This window comes from Citrobacter sp. RHBSTW-00881, from assembly GCF_013728515.1.
Taxonomy (GTDB): Bacteria; Pseudomonadota; Gammaproteobacteria; order Enterobacterales; family Enterobacteriaceae; genus Citrobacter; species Citrobacter braakii.
Genome location: NZ_CP056269.1, coordinates 4,167,831 through 4,184,734, shown reverse-complemented (window position 1 = coordinate 4,184,734; position 16,904 = coordinate 4,167,831). Strand labels below are relative to the sequence as shown.

Here is a 16,904-nt window from a genome sequence, read left to right as displayed (position 1 = left end):
GGTTAGCGCACGTCATTAAGTCTTCTGAGTGCAGAATTCCTAATATATTGAATTTAAAAAATTAATAATTTAATAATCGAATATTAAAATGCAATGCCCGGCAATAGCGGTAGACTGCGGCGAACGTGTTTGATTAGGTAGTGTTGTTTTCATGTCTTTTGTCTCTGCGCCCCGACGCTTTTTGCCGGGTCTGCTGTCTTTGTGTGTTGTGTTGTCCTCGCCGTCTGTCGCCAAAGTTCAGCCCCTCTTATCTGACGCCCATTTAAGCTATGCGGCGCAATTACGCATGCGTAACCGCGCCCGGCTGCTGAAGCAGTACCACGCGCAGGTAAAAAAGCAGGCAAGTTATGTGGTGGAAGGTAATGCGCAAAGTAAAAGCGCGCTGCGCCAGCAAAACAGGACGCTGATTAAACAGCACCCGGAGTGGTTCCCGGGGCCACTAAAAGCGAGCGATCAACGCTGGCAGGAGCTGGCTGAGAATGACCATTTTCTCAGTAGCGATCATCTGCACAACATAACCGAAGTGGCAATCCACCGTCTTGAGCAGCAGTTAGGTAAACCCTATTTGTGGGGCGGGACCAGCCCGGAACAAGGCTTTGACTGTAGCGGGCTGATCTTTTATGCCTACAACAAAATTCTGGCAGCAAAATTGCCACGTACGGCGAATGAAATGTATCACTATCGGCGGGCGACCATCGTCGCTAATCGTGACCTTCGTCGTGGTGATTTATTGTTCTTTCATATTCACAGTCGGGATATTGCCGATCATATGGGCGTCTATTTGGGGCAGGGACAATTTATTGAATCGCCGCGTACAGGAGAAACGATTTGGGTGAGCAATTTATCCGATGACTTCTGGCAGGATCATTATCTCGGCGCCCGTCGTATTCTGACGGAAAATACCATTCTGTAATCAAAAAGGCGGTGCGAATGGCACCGCCTCGTCAGGGGTTAACTCAACGCCCCCATGATCTTTAATTCCAGCTCATCCGGAACTTCGTTATATGACAACACCTGTAAGCCTGGTGCAAACAGGCGCGCATAGCGCGCAAGCAGAGGACGTAGCTGCGGTGCGACCAGCAGTACCGGCTCTTTACCCGCGGCTTTCATCTGTTCTTTAATCTGCGGCATATTGGTCTGGAACTGATTCAGCATATTAGGATCGACCGGTACGCTATCGAGCACCACTTTTCCACTTTGCTGAGCCTGATTCACTACATTAGCCAGCAGATTCTCCAGCTCATTATTCAGCGTGTAGACCGCCAGCTCATCTTTGCGCACAAACGGATGGGTAATGCTGCGACGGAGCGCCAGACGCACATCTGCCGTTAACAGAATATGATCTTTAGTGACGGCGCTACTGGCGACCAGTACGGTGGCAATGGTAACGATATCGCGCAGCGGCACGCCTTCGACCAGCAGCGCCCGATAAACCTTCAAGAGCTGGCTGTAATTCAGCGCCGCGCTCAGATCTTCCGCCAGACGGGGGGCCATCGAAGAGAGGCGGTTATGCAGTTGGGTAATATCATCGTAGTTAAACAGGTCGGGAATAAAGTTGCGAATGACCTTATTCACATGTGTCGCAATGACGCTGGCACTATCAATGACCTGATACCCCATATTTAGCGCTTTGGCTTTTTGCGCCGGGACAATCCACGTCACCGGCATACCATAGGCCGGATCGTGGCCTAAAACACCATCGATCTCGCCATACGTTTCACTGGAGGGCAGCGCCATCAACTTATCTGAGGGAATATCAGCCTCATCAGCCTTGATCCCATTGATAAAAATGGCGTACTGGGTCGGTTTTAGACGGAAGTTTTCGCGGATGCGAATTTCCGGGAGCAGCACGCCGTTAGTGTCTGAGATAACCTGCCGTACACCGCGAATACGTTGAGTGAGCGGATTCCCTTTGGATTTGTCTACCAGCGATACCAGCTTGTACCCCAGGCTCAGGCTGATTGGCTCGATCAAAGGAATAGTTTCCCAACTGACCTGTTGCTCAGTGGTTTCAACAATGGTTTTGGTCAGCGTCTCAAGATTTTTCTCTTCAGTTTCAGCCACCTTCGGGCGCTTGCTCATACGCCAGGCGGTGAAACCCATCAGGGCGCTGAACACCAGGAACGGGAAATGCGGCATTCCCGGTACCACCGCCAGTACAAACATAATGCTGGTGGCGGTATAAAGTACGGAGGGGCTGGCCAGCAACTGGCTACGCACGTCTGTGGCGATATCACCGCTGTCGCTCACGCGTGTAACGATAATCGCCGCCGCCGTCGACAGCAGCAGAGATGGGATCTGGGCAACCAGACCGTCGCCGATGGTCATCAGTACGTATTGCTGGAATGCGGCTTCGGCGCTTAAATCGTATTTAAAAATACCGATACAGACGCCGCCTATCAGGTTGATGGCCAGGATCATCATCCCGGCGATGGCATCACCGCGCACGAACTTCGACGCACCGTCCATTGCGCCATAGAAATCCGCTTCGCCCGCCACATCTTTACGTCGCGCCTGCGCCTGGGCCTGATTAATCAGGCCTGCGTTCAGATCGGCGTCGATCGCCATCTGCTTCCCGGGCATGGCGTCCAACGTAAAGCGGGCCGAAACCTCGGAGATACGCTCGGCACCCTTGGTAACCACGATAAAGTTGATGATCATCAGGATGATGAACACCACAAAACCGACGACAAAGTTACCGCCGATCACCACCTGACCAAAGGACTCAATCACCTTACCGGCAGCGCCTGCGCCCATATGGCCGTGCAGTAACACCACGCGCGTTGATGCTACGTTCAGCGTCAAGCGCATTAAGGTGGTGATCAGCAAAATGGTCGGGAACAGGCTGAATTCGAGCGGGCGTTTCGCGGAAACGGCCACCAACAGCACCATCACCGCCAGCACGATGTTAAAGGTGAACAGAATATCCAGCACGGCCGGTGGTAATGGCAGGATCACCATCGCCAGGATAGACAGTATGACCAGCGGAATGCCGATGTTACCGTTACGCAGCAGCGCGAGGAATTGTTTAGTTGTTTTCGGCATCCAGTTTAAGAACCTCTTTTGGAATGGAAATATGTCTGTTCAGCGAAGGGCGTGCTTGTGAACCGTCACGCCAGTGCTTCATTTGCAGTACATAGGTCAGGACGTGTGCTATCGCCCGATAAAGTTGAAATGGGATCTGTTGATTGACCTGGGTGGTGTAATAAACGGAGCGCGCCAGCTTAGGAAATTCAACAATCTCAATATTGCTCTCCGCCGCCACCTGACGGATATACAGCGCGATTTCATCGGTGCCTTTGGCGACAACGAAGGGTGCGGCGGCGCGCGACTGGTCATACTGTAGCGCCACGGCATAGTGGGTTGGGTTGGTGATCACCACATCGGCTTTTGGCACCACCTTGCGAATTTGCCCCATCGCCATTTGCCGTTGCAGGCGACGGATCCTGGCCCGTACCTCCGGCTTACCTTCCTGATTTTTATACTCTTCCTTCACTTCCTGTTTGGTCATCTTCAACCCTTTGGTGAACATTTTCTTCGCCAGAGGAACATCGATCACCGCGAAAAAGACAAACAGGATGACAAAGTTGCGCATGATGCTGCTGTACAGCGCCAGGCCATCGCTGACGGCCTGCTTGAAATACAGCTCCTGCAGTCCCAGGAAGGCGGCAACATTATTGCGCACGCTAATCCACAGCATCACCAGCAGCACCATCGCTTTGAGCGTCATCTTGCCGGTGTCCACCAGATGGTCGGTGGAAAACAGACGGCCAATCCCTTTGAGCGGGCTTAATTTGCTAAAGTCCGGCAAAATTTTCTTCGGCAGGAACAGCCAGCCTCCGGGAATCAGCGAGGCAAACAGCGCGGCAACCGGCATGGGTAACAGCGTCAGGATGAACTTGGCTAAAATCAGCAGATGGTGCTCAAGGAACTGGCCGATAATGTCCGGATCATTAATGTTCTGCGCATACTGATGCACACTGATAAAGCTTTCGCGGACAAAATCTTCATACCAGGGGAAGCTGCTGGAGATCACCATAAACGCGGCAAACAGACTGGCGGCAAGCCCCATATCTTTTGAGCGCGGAATTTGCCCCTCTTGCCTGGCTTTGCGAAGTTTTTGCGCCGAGGGTTTTTCTGTTTTTTCTTCGCTGCTGCTATCCGCCATAGTGCCCCTTGAGCGCGTCAAGTTGCTGCAAGACGAAATTTGCCAGGTGCAAATAGTGGTCGGGCAGGTTGTAAAGCAGAGTCGCAAAGCAGACAAGACCCGCCAGCATGTTGATCGGAAAACCTAACGAATACAGGTTGAGCGGAGGCGCAATGCGGTTCAACAGGCCAAAGCAGCCCTGGACAATCAACATGATAAAGGTTGTCGGTAGCGCCAGCAGGGTGGCCGCGGCAAACACCCAGCCCAGCCCCAGGGAAATGGTGCGCAAAGATTGTGGATGCAGCGCATTGCCAATCGGCCAGTAAGTAAAGCCTTTGAATAAAATGCTCACCAGCAGCAAATGCCCATCCATCGCAAAGAACAGGATCACCGCGTAGATGTTGATCATCTCCGCCAGTACCGTCGTTGATGCACCGCTGCTGGGGTCGTTCATCACCGCCATGCTCATCCCCATATTGAAAGAGAGGATCTGGCCCGCCAGCTGCAGCGCTAAAAATAAAAACTGCAGCATCAGGCCGAAAAGCATGCCCCACAGAAACTGCTCTGCGGTCAAAATAATGCTGTTGATCGACAGCAGGCTGTCAGGAACCGGATGGGGAATAAGCGGCGTAATGATAAAGGCCAGCGCCAGGGACAAAATTATGCGTATTCGCACCGTGAGCGCCGCGTTATCCAGTACCGGCGCGTAGTGAATAAACGCCATAATGCGCACGAATGGAAACCACATGCCCAGTATCAGGTTACTTAACTGTGTAACGTCTGTTTCGCGCATGTCAGTGCACCAGAATGGCGGCCTGAGTGAACAGATGCACGCAGAGATCGCTTAACTGGACGATCATCCATTTTCCGCTAATGCCCAAAACTGCGAGGGTGACGATAAGCCTGGGCAAAAAGCTGAGCGTTTGTTCGTTAATCTGCGTAACGGCCTGAAAAATGCTGACCAGCATCCCCACCAGCAGGCTGGGAACGACCAACACGCAGACTAAAATGATCACGACTTTTATGCCGCTGGCGACGATATCTGCGGCTACATCAATGGTTAACATATCCGATCTCCGTTAGCCCAGTCCCAGACCGCGAATACTGGAGGTCAGCGTACCGACGGTCAGCGCCCAGCCGTCAATAAGCACAAACAGCATCAGCTTAAAGGGGAGGGAAACGATCAGCGGGGACAGCATCATCATCCCCATCGCCATCAGCACGCTGGCGACGATCAGGTCGATCACCAGGAACGGGATGTAAATCATGAAGCCTATCTGGAAGGCGGTTTTAAGTTCGCTCAGCACATACGCCGGGACGATAATGGAGAGATCCTGATCGGCTGCATTACCTTTCGCGTTGGCGATCGTCATGATCTGCGCAATCGCTTTTTTGTTGGTCTGCGCCAGCATAAAGCGCTTCAGGGGCGAGGCGGCGGTGCTCAGGGCGTCAGGGAGCGTGATTTGATCGTTTTCAAAAGGCACAACCGCGTGGTCGTAAATGTTGATCCAGACCGGACGCATCACCAGCATGGTTAACGACAGCGCAATGCCTATCAGTATGCGGTTGGGTGGCGTTTGCTGCAGCCCCAACGCCTGGCGCAGCAGGGAGAGAACAATAATAAAACGCGTAAAGCAGGTCATCATCAGTACCAGGGTTGGCAGAATGCCCACCAGGGTCATCAGGATCAGGACCTGGATTTTTACGCTGTATTCCTGGCTATTACCGTGTGAAATCACATTCAGCAACGGGATATCTCCCCCTTGCGCGCAGGCAAAGGGAGAAAGGATGAGTAATGAGATACCCAGTATGAGCGTGAGGGTTGGTGTGCGTTTCATGGTGCCAGGTCGTTGATTTCATGCGTGTTGAATTCAAGGACGCGCAGGCCATATTTTTCATTGACCACCACCACTTCAGCCTTGCCCAGCAGGATGTTATTAACCTTAATATCCAGCGGTTCACCGGCAAGCTTGTCCATCTCAATGACGGTGTCGTCATCAATGTTCAGCAGATCGGACAGCATCACTTCCACGGATGACACTTCCAGCGTTAGCGTGACCGGAATACGTTTGAGTAATGACATCGACTCGGAAAAGCGGTCTTCTAAACGCGCCACCAACGTTTCTGTTGCCGACGGTGCCGTTGGCGTGGTTGTTTCGGGCGCTAACTCGAAACCTTGCTCTAAAATATCTTCTGGCTTACTCATAGGATTTCTCCGTCTTGCTCGTTAATTCGGATAAAAACAGTTTGTCTTTGTCCTCTACGATCAGGGCATTAAATAATTCGGATTTCCCAATATAAACAGGGAAAGTTTCAGGCATTGCGATAGGTAAAATATCCCCGGGTTTAATTGTCGTCAGGTCGGCGACATTGAGGGGAATTTCTGCAATCTTGACGTTCATGGTCAGCGGCAGCGTATGAATGATTTCTTTAATCAGCGTTTTTTTACGCATCTCAACGTTGGCTTTATCAACCTGCTTTTTCTTCTCGCCGTGCTCGCTACGGCGGATTAAATTCAGAATGTAATCGGTATGGGAATCGTCCAGTAAGATGCGGAAACTGCAATTCTCCTCATCACCTAAAACAAAAGTGAGCTGATAAGCCCAATGTGTTTGTACAGTACTGCTGTCAGGTTTAAGCGTCAGCGGAATGCCTGATATATTTTTATTAAAAATGATATTGCTAATATCCAGCGCCAGCCTGCTTCTCAGCCGGGTTTCCGTCTTGGTTGGTAAATCATCTTCTGAATTTTCGTCTGCAAGCGATGAAGTCAGGCCATAAAAGTTACCTAATAACATTAACAATAACGCGCGATCGATATCAAAAGCCAAATGTCCAACCTGCGAGACTAATAACTCAGCGCTTTTATTGATAACGTCCATCTCACATTGTATTTTTCTGAGTGTTATATTTGTGCGATGTTTTTTCAGAAAATAGTTTCCGAGATGTGATTCGATTGTATCAAAATTACCCGTAAACATAGTCGGCAGACGATGATAAGGACGCCCAAGCCGGTTGCCTTCAAGTTTAAAGATTCCGGGCGTTTGACTATATTTCAGCATGGTACGCTTTCTCAGCTGTAATTTCTGGGGCGGATGAGTTGATATCAAATCCCGCGGTTATAAAAGAAAATACTACTCCATTTAATTTATGGTTCATCCTTGACGCTTTCTCATATTGTTGAAGTCCATTAGATATGAAATGCAGTACCTACTCTCGTCTCTGATGTAGGGCTGGACATTAGATATTTTACCTCTCTCCTCTGCAAGTTATTAATGGTGTCAGGTTATAATTAAAAAATAATTAATTACGTATACGTGATGCTCCCCGCTAATCCTCTAACCTTGGTAAGACATGTCTTGCATGCCTTGGTTTCATACCCACACATCCATAACTTATTGTTTTTTATGTGATAATAATTTTATTATCTTTTAATTTAAGATTGTTAAAGGCACCGGTGTTACTATTTTTTTAGGAAAAACCCTATTTTGAAATAGTCTTCGATAGGGCTGCCCTTTGATGGGGCGGTAAAACATGAGCAAGGATGGGATTAAAACATGGCACGGGCGATATCTATTATTCGATGATTGTGCTTTGGAATGATTTGTATATTTCTCGTAACGGATGTTAACCTTACTTCTAAGTGTAAAATAATCATGTTTGAACTTATTGCCGAAGCAGCCTCCAGTATCAATGTTTTTTCAATGGCAAGGCGTATTGCTGCGTTTAATGTTCCAGTGCTTATCCATGGTGAAACCGGTACTGGTAAAGAATGTATCGCCAAATTTATCCATTCAATTACGTTTGCGCAGGAGCCACAGGCCCCCTATATCGGGGTGAACTGTGCCGCTATCCCTGAAAATATGCTCGAAGCCACGTTGTTTGGTTATGATAAAGGGGCATTCACCGGAGCAGTGGCGACCGTGCCGGGGAAAATGGAATTAGCCAATAACGGTACATTATTACTGGATGAGATTGGCGATATGCCTTTAGCGCTACAGGCTAAAATATTGCGTGTATTGCAGGAGCAACAGGTTGAGCGCTTAGGCAGTAACCGTTTAATCAAACTGAACTTCCGTTTAATTGCCTGTACCAATAAAAATCTTGAAGAAGAAGTGGCTGCAGGACGCTTCAGAGAAGATCTCTATTATCGGTTGTCAGTTATTCCGTTGACGATGCCGCCGCTGCGCGAGCGTATGGAAGACATTATTCCGCTGGCGGAGTCCTTTATCAAAAAATACTCCACGGTACTGGTTAAAAATATCAAGCTTTCTGAATCGTCACGCCGGGCGTTACTCAGCTACGAATGGCCGGGGAACGTGCGTCAACTTGAGAATGCTATCCAACGGGGAATGATCCTGAATCGTGATGGTGTCATTTATCCCGATACCTTAGGTCTGCCATCCATTGAATCTGACTCCTGGAGCGAACCGCAATGGCAGCCAAAGCCCAGTATGCCAATAACGACCAGCGATAATCTGGGTCAGCATGGCCGTAGCGCGCAGTATCAATATATCGCTGACCTGATGCGTAAATATCAGGGTAATAAAACCAAAATTGCTGATTTATTAGGCATTACCCCACGCGCGCTTCGTTATCGTCTGGCGTCAATGCGAAAACAGGGAATAGAGATCTTTTCCTGAATCAGTCTGTGGTAGCGAGAACGCTTTTTTAATTTTAAGAGTAGGTCATGAGCATAAATACGATAGCCCCAGCCAGTACGATGCAGACGCAAATGATGCAGGACATGCAGCAGATGAAAGCGGTCGCTCAGGCGCCTGTCCTTTCGCCAATGCAGATTAACGCCGTGGGCGCCCAGTCGGCATCATCTCCGGTCTCGTTCGACCACGTCATGCAAGGCGCGCTGAATCATGTTGATCAATTTCAGCAGGTCGCGGAGCAAAAACAAACGGCCATTGAGATGGGGAAAAGCGACGACCTGGCGGGGGCGATGATTGCCAGTCAGCAGGCATCGTTATCGTTTTCTGCTCTGGTTCAGGTCAGAAATAAAGTCGCTTCCGGATTCAATGACCTGATGAGCATGTCAGTCTAACGCTATGAATGAATTAATAAAAAAACTCACTCAGTTTTTACCCTCGTTCTCTTTTCGCCTGGATGGTAATAAACGTCTGGCGTTACTGGCGGCAGCGGCCATTGCGGCGACTGCCATAATTGTCAGCGTGCTGTGGAACAGCAATCACGGCTATGTTTCGCTGTACGGTAGTCAGGAACATCTCCCGGTTTCACAAATAGTCACCGTGCTGGATGGTGAAAAGCTGGAATATCGTATCGACCCGCAAAGCGGGCAAATTCTGGTTCCCGAAGAGGCGCTGTCGAAAACGCGAATGACGCTGGCGGCGAAAGGCGTGCAAGCCATGCTGCCCAGCGGCTACGAGCTGATGGATAAAGACGAAGTGCTGGGCGCCAGTCAGTTTGTGCAGAACGTCCGCTATAAGCGGAGCCTGGAAGGTGAACTGGCGCAGAGCATCATGACGCTGGACGCCGTCGAGAGCGCCCGCGTGCATCTGGCGCTGAATGAAGAGAGTTCATTTGTCGTCAGCGATGAGCCGCAAAACAGCGCTTCAGTAGTGGTGCGTCTGCATTATGGCAGCAAGCTGGATATGGACCAGGTAAATGCCATTGTGCATCTGGTGTCCGGCAGTGTGCCCAATTTGAATGCGTCGAAGGTTAGCGTTGTCGACCAGGCGGGGAATTTACTGTCCGACGGCATTGGCGCGGGAGAAGCCGTTTCTGCGGCGACGCGTAAGCGCGACCAGATCCTCAAAGATATTCAGGATAAGACCCGCGCCAGTCTCGCCAATGTCCTCGACTCGCTGGTCGGAACCGGCAACTACCGCGTGAGCGTGATGCCGGATCTCGATCTGAGCAATATCGATGAAACCCAGGAGCACTACGGTGACACGCCGAAGGTTAATCGTGAAGAAACGGTACTCGATAGTGATACCAACCAAATCGCCATAGGGATCCCCGGCTCGCTGAGCAATCGTCCACCGTTGGCGGCAAACCAGGCGGGAAATGGTGCCACAGGGACGACGCCTGAGGATTCTCGCCAGCCAGCCGCGCTGTCAAAACATAGCGAGAACAAACGCGACTACTCCTGGGACCGTAGCGTTGAACATATCCAGCACCCTGGATTCGACATCAAACGTTTAAATGTGGCCATAGTCCTCAACCAGAGCGCGCCGGCATTAAAGAACTGGAAACCGGAACAAACTACGCAGCTGATGGTGCTGTTGAATAACGCTGCCGGGATTGATGCAAAGCGTGGCGACAATCTGTCCTTATCCCTGCTCAACTTTGTGCCGCAGTCGATCCCCGTCGAGCCGACGCTGCCTTTATGGAAGGATGACAGCATTCTGGCCTGGGTTCGCTTAATTGGCTGTGGCCTGCTGGCGTTACTGCTGCTGCTGTTTGTCGTGCGCCCGGTCATGAAACGATTGACTGTCGAGCGCCGCCGGACCTCTACGCCTGAACTGGCGCTGGACGCCGCACCGATCGCGATCCCTGCGGACAAGCCCCATTTTGCGGCTGCTGAAGATGAACGCAAAAATATCGAACTGCCTTCTTTCCCTGGTGACGACAGCCTGCCTTCGCAGAGTTCCGGTCTGGAAGTGAAGCTGGAGTTCCTGCAAAAACTGGCGATGAGCGACACCGATCGCGTAGCTGAAGTTCTCAGACAATGGATTACCAGCAATGAGCGAATTGACAATAAATAACGGCAGTAACAACAGCTACCTGGAACAGGCCGCAATTTTATTGCTGTGTCTGGGCGAGGAGGCGGCAGCCACGGTGATGCAAAAGCTCAGCCGTGAAGAGGTGGTTCGTCTGAGTGAAAACATGGCGCGTCTGTCTGGCGTGAAAACCAGCATGGCGAAAAAAGTGATCAATAACTTTTTTGATGAGTTCCGCGAGCAGAGCGGCATCAACGGTGCCTCGCGTTCCATGCTGCAAGGGATCCTCAATAAAGCGCTGGGAACAGAAATCGCCAGCAGCGTGATCAACGGCATTTATGGTGATGAGATCCGCTCGCGGATGGCGCGTTTACAGTGGGTGGAACCGCGCCAGCTGGCGATACTGATCTCCGAAGAACATTTGCAATTGCAGGCCGTCTTCCTTGCCTTCCTGACGCCGGAGATCTCGGCCACGGTACTGTCTTACATGAATGAGTCGGTGCAAAACGAGATCCTCTATCGGGTTGCCAAGCTCAACGATGTGAATCGCGATGTTGTGGATGAGCTGGATCGGTTGATCGAACGTGGGCTGTCGGTGCTGTCCGAACATGGTTCGAAAGTGAAGGGAATCAAGCAGGCCGCGGATATCGTTAACCGCTTCCAGGGTAACCAACAGGTGATCCTCGATCAGCTTCGTGAACGCGATGAAGATGTTCTTGAGCAGTTGCAGGACGAAATGTACGACTTCTTTATCCTGAGCCGCCAAAGTGATGAGGTGCGCCGTCGTCTCCTTGATGAAGTGCCGATGGAAGACTGGGCTGTGGCGCTGAAAGGTACCGAAGCGCTGTTGCGCCGGTCGATTTATGCCGTGATGCCTAAGCGTCAGGTACAACAGCTGGAGGCGATAACGTCGCGCCTGGGTCCGGTTCCGGTGAGCCGTATTGAACAGATCCGCCGTGAAATCATGGGGATTGCCCGCGAGCTTGAGGAAGCGGGTGAAATTCAGCTTCAGCTGTTTGCTGAACAGACGGCGGAGTAACACATGGCGATTGAAACCATTCGTGGTCGTTACCGACTGCACCGCTTTCCTCCTCGCCAGCGCCATTTGCAGGCTGAACAGCTCACGCCGGGGATCACGCCTGCGGATTATCAGCGCCAGTTGATGGACGGCTTCCAGGAAGGCCTGCAAAAAGGCTTTGAACAGGGGATGACGGAAGGTCAGGAGCAGGGCTTTCAGGAAGGTCATCAGAAGGGACACGATGAAGGCCGTCGTCAGGGATACACTGAAGGCAGCCTGGCCGGGCAACAGGAAAGGCGTAAGCAGTTTGAGCAAGCAGCGCAACCGCTGGAAGCCATCACTGGCAAAGTGAACGACTACCTGGCGCACATTCAGCGTAAACAGCGGGAAGACCTGCTGCAACTGGTTGAAAAGGTCACTCGCCAGGTGATTCGTTGCGAGCTGGCGCTGCAACCGACGCAGTTACTGTCGCTGGTTGAAGAGGCGATTTCGGCCTTTCCTGCGATGCCTGAGTCGCTACAGGTCCTGCTAAGTCATGAAGAATTTAACCGTATCAAAGATGCAGCCCCGGAGAAGGTCGCTGAATGGGGGCTGACCCCATCACCCGAACTGCAGGCGGGCGAGTGTCGGGTGATTACCGATAAATCCGAGCTGGATATTGGCTGTGAACATCGACTCGACCAGTGCATGTCGGCGCTCAAAGAGTCGCTTTTGCCGGAGCCGACGGGTGAGTGACCTTTCCAGCGTTGACAACGCGCTGCGTTCCATTGAGTCGATCCCTTTAGCCCGGGTTGCCGGGCGACTGGTGCGCGTAAACGGCATTTTGCTGGAGAGCGTGGGCTGTCCGCTGGCGACCGGCCAGCTGTGCCGCGTCGAAAGCGCCGACCATACGTTGATCGACGCGCAGGCGGTGGGGTTTAACCGCGATATCACCTACCTGATGCCCTTCAAGCATCCCGTCGGACTGATGGCGGGTGCGCGCGTTTTCCCCGAAGAAAAAACCCAGGAGATCCTGATTAGCGAAAGCTGGCTGGGGCGGGTAGTCAATGGCCTGGGCGAACCGCTGGATGCCAAAGGGCGTCTGACGGGCAATGACGTATTGCCGCCTCAGGCGCCTTCCATTAACCCCCTCACGCGTCGGTCGGTGAACCAACCGCTGGATGTTGGCGTTAAAGCAATCAACGGTCTGCTAACTATCGGCAAAGGCCAGCGCGTGGGCTTGATGGCCGGCAGCGGCGTGGGAAAAAGCGTACTGCTGGGGATGATCACCCGCCAGACCAAGGCCGACATCGTGGTGGTGGGGTTAATTGGCGAGCGTGGCCGCGAGGTGAAGGAGTTTATCGATCACGCTCTGGGCGCGGAAGGGTTGGCAAAATCAATTATCGTGGCGGCGCCTGCGGATGAGTCGCCGTTAATGCGTTTGAAAGCCACCGAGCTTTGCCACTCTATTGCCGCCTGGTTTCGCGATCGCGGACATCACGTTTTACTGCTGGTGGATTCGTTAACCCGTTATGCCATGGCGCAGCGCGAGATTGCGTTATCACTGGGTGAACCTCCGGCGACGAAAGGCTATCCACCGTCGGCGTTCGGCATGATCCCAAAGCTTGTGGAAAGCGCTGGGAACAGTGAAAGCGATGGGTCAATGACCGCCATTTATACGGTGTTGGCGGAAGGAGACGATCAGCAGGATCCGATCGTCGACTGCGCGCGTGCGGTGCTGGACGGGCACATTGTTCTGACCCGTAAGCTGGCGGAGGCCGGACATTATCCGGCTATTGATATCGGGCAGTCGATCAGTCGATGCATGACCCAGGTAACGCCCCACGCGCATCAGCAGTCGGCCCGCCTGCTCAAACAGAACTATGCCGCCTATATGGAAATTAAGCCGCTGATCCCGTTGGGCGGATATGTTGCAGGAGCCGATCCCGGCGTGGATAAGGCCGTCAAAGTGTTCCCCGCCATTGAGCGTTTTCTGCGCCAGGAAGTCAGTGAACCGGCCTCTCTGGAACTGGTGCAAAGCCGCTTACAGGCCCTTTTCCCGCAGGCAAAGAAAACGGAAGGTAAATAATCATGCGGCAAATTATCGATACCCTGGCGCAACTGCAGCGCCTGCGGGATAAATCAGTCAAAGATATGACGGTACAACTGGCTAAACAGCAACAAGTTTGCATCGGTTTTGACAATAACATCAAAGCGCTGGGCTACCTGATTCAAAAAACCGGCACCGGCGTGGAGGTGCCTTGCGTTGAATCGCTCAAAAATGTGACCGGATACAAAGGCACGCTGCGCACGGTTATTGCCTGGCAAGAGCAGGAGAAAACGCTGGCTAAAATCAAAGAACAGCGTATTCAGAAAAACCTGGTGTCAGCGGCATGTGAAGAGAAAATTGTCGCCATGACGCTCGATGATAAGCGCGATGAACTGAGCAATGAGGCACTGGTTAAAGAGCAAAAAGCCGTAGATGAAATTGCCGCACAATGCTGGCTAAGACAGAAGACGCTGGGAGTGGTATGAAAACGATCATTACTTTCGGCACCTTTGATGTTTTTCATATCGGGCATTTGCGTATTCTGCAACGTGCCGGACAGTTGGGGGAGCGACTGATCGTCGGTATCTCTTCAGATGCGCTAAATATGCAGAAAAAAGGTCGGATGCCGGTTTACAGCCAAAGCGATCGCATGGGGATTGTTGCCGGGCTGAAATGTGTGGACAGCGTGTTTCTCGAAGAGTCGCTGGAGAAAAAAGCGGACTATATTCGCCAGTTTAACGCCGATACGCTGGTGATGGGCGATGACTGGGCAGGGCGCTTTGATAGTTTGTCGTACCTGTGCAAAGTGGCCTATTTTCCCAGAACGCCATCGATATCCACCACCTCGATTATTGAGGTAATTACCAACCAAAATCAAAACCTGTAAAATAATATGAAAATAAGACTATTCATTGAAACTAAAGAAGTTACGCTGCCGCTTCAAATGTCCAATTTTATTCAAGATATGGATGGAGTAGTTAATATATTATTTATTTGTTCTGATAAATTGAGTGAAAAATGGCTGGAAAAGAATTCAAATATTGTTTTTAAATATAATGAATCCACACTACTGCCTGCGCTGGATAAAATATCACATGTACTAACTAAGCTCTCGCCAACAGCACTAGATATCCATGCGGCGCTGGCTGAAAGCTATGACTTACTTATTCCGTTGTTGATGAGATTAAACTCTCTTCGGTCGCTAATCCATCTTCATGTTTATGAAGGAGAGATAGCCGAGCTAGTTGCTGCTTCTGCACTTGAAAAAATCCCAGTAAATTTATTTAATAAATTGGTCACTGGATATGGTAATACCATAAGTATGGCATTAAATAATAATCATAACATGCCAAAAGATGAGTGGAATATTGCCGCCGGATATGCCTGGCATAAAGTGTTAACAACAACTTATTATCTACAAGAGAATAGCTCATTCAAAAATTCAAAGAAATTGCTTTGTGGTAATGTACCGGCAATCGATGAAAATAAAATAACGGATTTTCTGGAACTATTCAAGATACCAAATGGTATTTATTCTCAATTACGAAAGATAAGCTCGTCATCTCTACTATTACTCAGCACCTCACCTCGCTTTCCCTCGCTGAAAAAACAACATCAAGAAGCGCTTGTGGACGTTATTCAGCATGCAATCAATGAATTTGCAATTTCTGAAGATAAAATCCTTCTCTTCCGCGAAAAGAAAGAGGGTGAAGTCGATGGTGAAATATTACGTCAGTTGGGATGCAAGGCTATCAAACTCCCTGAGTTAATCACTCTTAATTTTTTAAAGGTTCTACAAATATTACCTTTAGCCATTGCCGGATATTTTTCAGATGAACTATATCAAGCGCCAGAGAAAAGTATTCTATTTTTTCTAACAACAGAGTTACCAGAAGATACTGATAAGTACGCTGGTCACATCAACTTTAGCAATAAGAAAATTTATCATGTAAATGAGTTAGTTGGTGTTAAACCCGGTTCGTTTAAGAAAAGGGTATTTTATTGTCCTGGGTCGATGGGGGACGCGATCTACGCGTTGGGTTGCCTCACTGCATTTAGAGAATGTCATGATGAGGATTTTATCTTTATTGCACACAAATTGTATCATGACCTTATCGCTTCAAGTCCTGTGGTGGCACAGTATTGGGATATCAATGCGCTGACAGAAGATGCTTTTATTGATATTGCGATTGCGCGTCAGGAAAATAAATTTCATTTCCTTGGCCACTGGGAGGATATAGTAGCATCTGAACATATGACGGATGCTTTTATCGGTGATAGTATTCATAATCATTCCTTGTGTAATAAGCAGCCTATGATTTCATTGGCGTCATTGGATAAGAAAAACGTCAATGATTTTATTCATAATCATTATTTGCAGAAAGAAAAAACAGTCTTATTACATCCCAATATAGGCTCTCCAAACCGGACGTGGACCGAAAAGGGATGGAATCAACTCGCGAAATACTTTATTGCTGCAGGCTGGAAAGTTGTCATTATTGGCAGCGATAATAATAAGTATCAAGAGAAGAAGATGATGGATATAGATATCCCGGAGGCTATCAATTGCATTAATCAGTTCTCTATGCTTGAGATGATTTATTTGATGGAGCGGTGTCAGCTACTGGTTGCTTGTGATTCTGGTCCTGTCGCACTTGCTGGACTCACTTCAATTGCTATTTGCGCGTTGTACTCTATTATTCCGGCCAGTTACCGATTGCCCTACAGGAATGGTCGGTATGGGTGGAATGCTATGGGTATTGATACAGAATGTCAGTTTGGTCAATGCGGTCACCTTATCATGAGTCCGCAATTCGTTAAAAACAAACTGGGCAAAGAATTTACACGTCCACGAGGTGATGAATTTTCTGTCTGGTGTCCGAATGAGAAAAAATATCGGTGCATGAAGAAGGTTACCGCCGAATATTTTTGGCATCAGATTCAATTATTTTTGAGTTCTGATGATTATGTGAAAAATTCTTAAGTATTTCTATGATTAAATATTCTAAATGGAGTGGT

At 49.9% G+C, this 16,904-nt stretch carries 17 protein-coding genes; 10 read left to right on the top strand and 7 right to left on the bottom strand.

Going from position 1 to position 16,904, the window contains the following annotated elements; all coding sequences use genetic code 11:
- Positions 1-151 precede the first annotated feature (151 nt).
- Positions 152-913 carry a C40 family peptidase gene (locus HV311_RS20270; RefSeq protein ID WP_191220408.1) on the top strand — a complete coding sequence of 254 codons (762 nt, stop codon included), beginning with the start codon at positions 152-154 and terminating at the stop codon, positions 911-913.
- A 38-nt stretch (positions 914-951) separates the two neighbouring features.
- On the opposite strand, the gene HV311_RS20265 is transcribed toward HV311_RS20270, so the two are convergent.
- From HV311_RS20265 to HV311_RS20235, 7 genes are read right to left on the bottom strand one after another with little or no spacing between them, the layout of a single operon-like run.
- Entirely contained in the window at positions 952-3,045 is a 2,094-nt protein-coding gene (locus HV311_RS20265) for a flagellar biosynthesis protein FlhA (RefSeq protein ID WP_016151819.1), read from the bottom strand.
- Complete coding sequence (gene flhB / locus HV311_RS20260) at positions 3,029-4,168, bottom strand: flagellar biosynthesis protein FlhB (RefSeq protein WP_151222937.1); 1,140 nt, start codon at positions 4,166-4,168, stop codon at positions 3,029-3,031. The genes HV311_RS20265 and flhB overlap by 17 nt, the downstream gene beginning before the upstream one ends.
- The gene (gene fliR, locus HV311_RS20255) at positions 4,158-4,940 is read right to left on the bottom strand and encodes a flagellar biosynthetic protein FliR (RefSeq protein WP_046275396.1); all 783 of its coding nucleotides are present in this window, start codon (positions 4,938-4,940) and stop codon (positions 4,158-4,160) included. Before fliR ends, flhB begins: the two co-directional genes overlap by 11 nt.
- A 1-nt stretch (position 4,941) precedes the next feature.
- Positions 4,942-5,214, bottom strand: coding sequence for a flagellar biosynthetic protein FliQ (locus HV311_RS20250; protein ID WP_016151822.1), 273 nt, complete (start codon positions 5,212-5,214; stop codon positions 4,942-4,944).
- A 12-nt stretch (positions 5,215-5,226) separates the two neighbouring features.
- The gene (gene fliP, locus HV311_RS20245; RefSeq protein WP_191220407.1) at positions 5,227-5,985 is read right to left on the bottom strand and encodes a flagellar type III secretion system pore protein FliP; all 759 of its coding nucleotides are present in this window, start codon (positions 5,983-5,985) and stop codon (positions 5,227-5,229) included.
- The gene (locus HV311_RS20240; protein WP_016151824.1) at positions 5,982-6,353 is read right to left on the bottom strand and encodes a FliM/FliN family flagellar motor switch protein; all 372 of its coding nucleotides are present in this window, start codon (positions 6,351-6,353) and stop codon (positions 5,982-5,984) included. The genes fliP and HV311_RS20240 overlap by 4 nt, the downstream gene beginning before the upstream one ends.
- Positions 6,346-7,209: a FliM/FliN family flagellar motor switch protein gene (locus tag HV311_RS20235; RefSeq protein ID WP_019076071.1), complete on the bottom strand. Its 864-nt coding sequence runs from the start codon at positions 7,207-7,209 to the stop codon at positions 6,346-6,348. Before HV311_RS20235 ends, HV311_RS20240 begins: the two co-directional genes overlap by 8 nt.
- A 594-nt stretch (positions 7,210-7,803) precedes the next feature.
- On the opposite strand from HV311_RS20235, the gene HV311_RS20230 reads away from it, so the two are divergent.
- The 9 genes from HV311_RS20230 to HV311_RS20190 are packed head-to-tail and all read left to right on the top strand — an operon-like array spanning position 7,804 to position 16,869.
- Positions 7,804-8,790, top strand: a complete 987-nt coding sequence (locus tag HV311_RS20230; protein WP_016151826.1) for a sigma-54 interaction domain-containing protein — start codon at positions 7,804-7,806, stop codon at positions 8,788-8,790.
- 47 nt (positions 8,791-8,837) lie between these two features.
- A complete protein-coding gene (locus tag HV311_RS20225; protein ID WP_029139418.1) occupies positions 8,838-9,200 on the top strand; it encodes a flagellar hook-basal body complex protein FliE in 363 nt (120 codons plus the stop codon).
- Between the two features lie 4 nt (positions 9,201-9,204).
- A complete protein-coding gene (gene fliF / locus HV311_RS20220) occupies positions 9,205-10,884 on the top strand; it encodes a flagellar basal-body MS-ring/collar protein FliF (RefSeq protein ID WP_191220406.1) in 1,680 nt (559 codons plus the stop codon).
- Positions 10,862-11,878 (top strand): flagellar motor switch protein FliG, encoded by a 1,017-nt coding sequence (locus HV311_RS20215; protein ID WP_003838846.1) that lies wholly within the window; start codon positions 10,862-10,864, stop codon positions 11,876-11,878. Before fliF ends, HV311_RS20215 begins: the two co-directional genes overlap by 23 nt.
- Positions 11,879-11,881: 3 nt before the next feature.
- The gene (fliH, locus tag HV311_RS20210) at positions 11,882-12,592 is read left to right on the top strand and encodes a flagellar assembly protein FliH (RefSeq protein ID WP_191220405.1); all 711 of its coding nucleotides are present in this window, start codon (positions 11,882-11,884) and stop codon (positions 12,590-12,592) included.
- Positions 12,585-13,925: a flagellar protein export ATPase FliI gene (gene fliI, locus HV311_RS20205; RefSeq protein WP_046275400.1), complete on the top strand. Its 1,341-nt coding sequence runs from the start codon at positions 12,585-12,587 to the stop codon at positions 13,923-13,925. Before fliH ends, fliI begins: the two co-directional genes overlap by 8 nt.
- A gap of 2 nt (positions 13,926-13,927) precedes the next feature.
- Positions 13,928-14,371, top strand: coding sequence for a flagellar FliJ family protein (locus HV311_RS20200; RefSeq protein ID WP_019076076.1), 444 nt, complete (start codon positions 13,928-13,930; stop codon positions 14,369-14,371).
- Positions 14,368-14,772 carry an adenylyltransferase/cytidyltransferase family protein gene (locus HV311_RS20195; protein WP_191220404.1) on the top strand — a complete coding sequence of 135 codons (405 nt, stop codon included), beginning with the start codon at positions 14,368-14,370 and terminating at the stop codon, positions 14,770-14,772. Before HV311_RS20200 ends, HV311_RS20195 begins: the two co-directional genes overlap by 4 nt.
- A gap of 6 nt (positions 14,773-14,778) precedes the next feature.
- A complete protein-coding gene (locus HV311_RS20190) occupies positions 14,779-16,869 on the top strand; it encodes a glycosyltransferase family 9 protein (protein ID WP_223952525.1) in 2,091 nt (696 codons plus the stop codon).
- Positions 16,870-16,904 lie beyond the last annotated feature (35 nt).

Excerpts from the sequence above, each read along its gene's own strand:
- HV311_RS20270 (WP_191220408.1), top strand. The coding sequence starts at position 152 with ATGTCTTTTGTCTCTGCGCCCCGACGCTTTTTGCCGGGTCTGCTGTCT.
- HV311_RS20265 (WP_016151819.1), bottom strand. The coding sequence starts at position 3,045 with ATGCCGAAAACAACTAAACAATTCCTCGCGCTGCTGCGTAACGGTAAC.
- flhB (WP_151222937.1), bottom strand. The coding sequence starts at position 4,168 with ATGGCGGATAGCAGCAGCGAAGAAAAAACAGAAAAACCCTCGGCGCAA.
- fliR (WP_046275396.1), bottom strand. The coding sequence starts at position 4,940 with ATGCGCGAAACAGACGTTACACAGTTAAGTAACCTGATACTGGGCATG.
- HV311_RS20250 (WP_016151822.1), bottom strand. The coding sequence starts at position 5,214 with ATGTTAACCATTGATGTAGCCGCAGATATCGTCGCCAGCGGCATAAAA.
- fliP (WP_191220407.1), bottom strand. The coding sequence starts at position 5,985 with ATGAAACGCACACCAACCCTCACGCTCATACTGGGTATCTCATTACTC.
- HV311_RS20240 (WP_016151824.1), bottom strand. The coding sequence starts at position 6,353 with ATGAGTAAGCCAGAAGATATTTTAGAGCAAGGTTTCGAGTTAGCGCCC.
- HV311_RS20235 (WP_019076071.1), bottom strand. The coding sequence starts at position 7,209 with ATGCTGAAATATAGTCAAACGCCCGGAATCTTTAAACTTGAAGGCAAC.
- HV311_RS20230 (WP_016151826.1), top strand. The coding sequence starts at position 7,804 with ATGTTTGAACTTATTGCCGAAGCAGCCTCCAGTATCAATGTTTTTTCA.
- HV311_RS20225 (WP_029139418.1), top strand. The coding sequence starts at position 8,838 with ATGAGCATAAATACGATAGCCCCAGCCAGTACGATGCAGACGCAAATG.
- fliF (WP_191220406.1), top strand. The coding sequence starts at position 9,205 with ATGAATGAATTAATAAAAAAACTCACTCAGTTTTTACCCTCGTTCTCT.
- HV311_RS20215 (WP_003838846.1), top strand. The coding sequence starts at position 10,862 with ATGAGCGAATTGACAATAAATAACGGCAGTAACAACAGCTACCTGGAA.
- fliH (WP_191220405.1), top strand. The coding sequence starts at position 11,882 with ATGGCGATTGAAACCATTCGTGGTCGTTACCGACTGCACCGCTTTCCT.
- HV311_RS20200 (WP_019076076.1), top strand. The coding sequence starts at position 13,928 with ATGCGGCAAATTATCGATACCCTGGCGCAACTGCAGCGCCTGCGGGAT.
- HV311_RS20195 (WP_191220404.1), top strand. The coding sequence starts at position 14,368 with ATGAAAACGATCATTACTTTCGGCACCTTTGATGTTTTTCATATCGGG.
- HV311_RS20190 (WP_223952525.1), top strand. The coding sequence starts at position 14,779 with ATGAAAATAAGACTATTCATTGAAACTAAAGAAGTTACGCTGCCGCTT.